At 69.6% G+C, this 1,846-nt stretch carries 2 protein-coding genes; one reads left to right on the top strand and one right to left on the bottom strand.

Going from position 1 to position 1,846, the window contains the following annotated elements; genetic code table 11:
* The coding region (locus tag TVH25_RS21250) for a DUF3152 domain-containing protein (protein WP_422425407.1) at nucleotides 1-712 on the bottom strand (712 nt) is incomplete at its 3' end.
* A 398-nt stretch (nucleotides 713-1,110) separates the two neighbouring features.
* Here TVH25_RS21250 and TVH25_RS21245 point away from each other — a divergent pair.
* Nucleotides 1,111-1,770 carry a TetR/AcrR family transcriptional regulator gene (locus TVH25_RS21245; RefSeq protein WP_169619748.1) on the top strand — a complete coding sequence of 220 codons (660 nt, stop codon included), beginning with the start codon at nucleotides 1,111-1,113 and terminating at the stop codon, nucleotides 1,768-1,770.
* Nucleotides 1,771-1,846 lie beyond the last annotated feature (76 nt).

Genomic DNA, 1,846 nt, shown 5'->3' with positions numbered 1-1,846 from the left:
GCCCCCGGTCCGGGGGGGGGGGCCGGGGGGCGCCGGGCCCGGCCCCCGCTCCGCGAACCCAGCGCGCTTCGTTGAGCAGGACCCGCCCGAGCGACGGATTGAAGCACGACCCTTCGAGCCGGATGTCGTACCCGCATCCCTCCCGGATGGTCATCTGCGAGGTGAGCGAGATACGGAAGTCGGGGGTGCCGACGTCGATCCGGCGGAAAGCGAACTGGGGATCACCGACCCAGCTCCGAGGGTCGGCGAGCGTCTGATCGACCAGGAGTCCGAAGGCGTCGTCACCGCCGTAGCCCGCGGTGTCGATCCCGTCCTCGACCTCGACCGTGTAGGTGAAGGTGCGTGCCGCCTCCGAGCCCACTCGCGCGGTCGTGCCGGGCAGCACTCGCCACCTCTGCGCACCCCGCTCGGTGAACGGTCCGCCGTCGGGAAGGGTGCCGGACGCGAGATCCGCCGGGAACAGCCCGTCCGCCCGCGGCGCTTCCGCGACGATCTCGCCCGCGTCCACCATGCTCTGTTCTTCGGCTGCGCCGTCGTCGCCGGTTCCTCTGAACGCATCCCACAGCACCACGACGGTCACCACGACGAGCACGGGCACCACGTACGCGCGCCATCCGTATGTTGCGACGAACTTGCCGAGCCGGCTCTGCTTCCGGACCTCTCGGACGGGCCGGGGCCTGCGCGGTTCCCGCGCCGGGTCGTCTCCACCCACCGGGTCCCACTGGGCTCGCAGCGGCTGGTACGCATCGCGCCTGGATACCCGCGACGCACCGGAAGTGCGGCGCGGTTCGGACGGGTGTCGCGGTTCGGGAGGTTGCCGGGAGCCGGACGGCGGTCGCTGTGCCGGGGAACCGGATGGCGGGGTCCGGGTGGAGTCCTCCGCGGACCCGTTCGGTCGCACTCCTCCTCGGTCGATCACGGTTGACAGAATGTCACATCCACGAGAATCCGACGGGCGGTCCCGGCAGTCCTGCGGAGCGGGCGGGGAAAAGCGGATACTAGGCGTGGGGCCGACCAGGAGAAAAGCGCGGCGGCCTGTAACCTGCAAGGACGATCGAAGCCGAAGTGGCGCTGCTCACTGTCGGCGAAAGTGCGCAGACTGGAGCAAGCATGACCGAACTGGCCGACCGGGCATCCGGCCGCGGCAACAACGGCAACAAGCGTGGTGCCCGGATGCCGAGAGACGAACGGCGTGCCCAGCTGCTCGAGGCTGCGAGTGAAGTGTTCGTCACCCGCGGTTACCACTCCGCCGGCATGGACGAGATCGCCGAGTGCGCGGGTGTGAGCAAGCCGGTGCTCTACCAGCATTTCCCCGGGAAGCTCGAGCTGTATTGCGCCGTCCTCCAGAACTATGTGGACGTCCTCATCAACGGGGTCCGGCAGGCGCTTCGGTCCACCACCGACAACCGCCAGCGCGTCCGCGCCGCCGTCCAGGCGTTCTTCGACTTCGTGGACAACGACAGCCAGGGTTTCCGGCTGGTCTTCGAATCGGACCTGATGGGTGAGCCGGAAGTGTCCCGCCGCGTGGAACAGGCCACGGAAGCGTGTGTGGACGCCGTGTTCGACCTGGTCAGTCACGATTCCGGTCTCGACCCCTACCGTGCGCGGATCCTCGCCGTCGGGCTGGTGGGCACCAGCCAGTTCACGGCGCGTTACTGGCTCGACGCCGCGCGGCCCATCCCGAAGGACGATGCCGTCGATACGACGGTCGCGCTCGCATGGGGCGGACTCAAGCACGTCCCGCTCCAGCCCGAACTACGGCTGCGCTGACGAGGCCGTCCCGGCCGGCCGCACGTCGCGGACGCAGCCGGGAGAACACCGATACGGCGAGAGGCCGGGGCGATGT

The organism is Rhodococcus sp. 7Tela_A2 (assembly GCF_049311045.1).
GTDB lineage: Bacteria > Actinomycetota > Actinomycetes > Mycobacteriales > Mycobacteriaceae > Rhodococcus.
This window is presented reverse-complemented; position numbering and strand designations above follow the sequence as displayed.

Excerpts from the sequence above, each read along its gene's own strand:
- TVH25_RS21245 (WP_169619748.1), top strand. The coding sequence starts at position 1,111 with ATGACCGAACTGGCCGACCGGGCATCCGGCCGCGGCAACAACGGCAAC.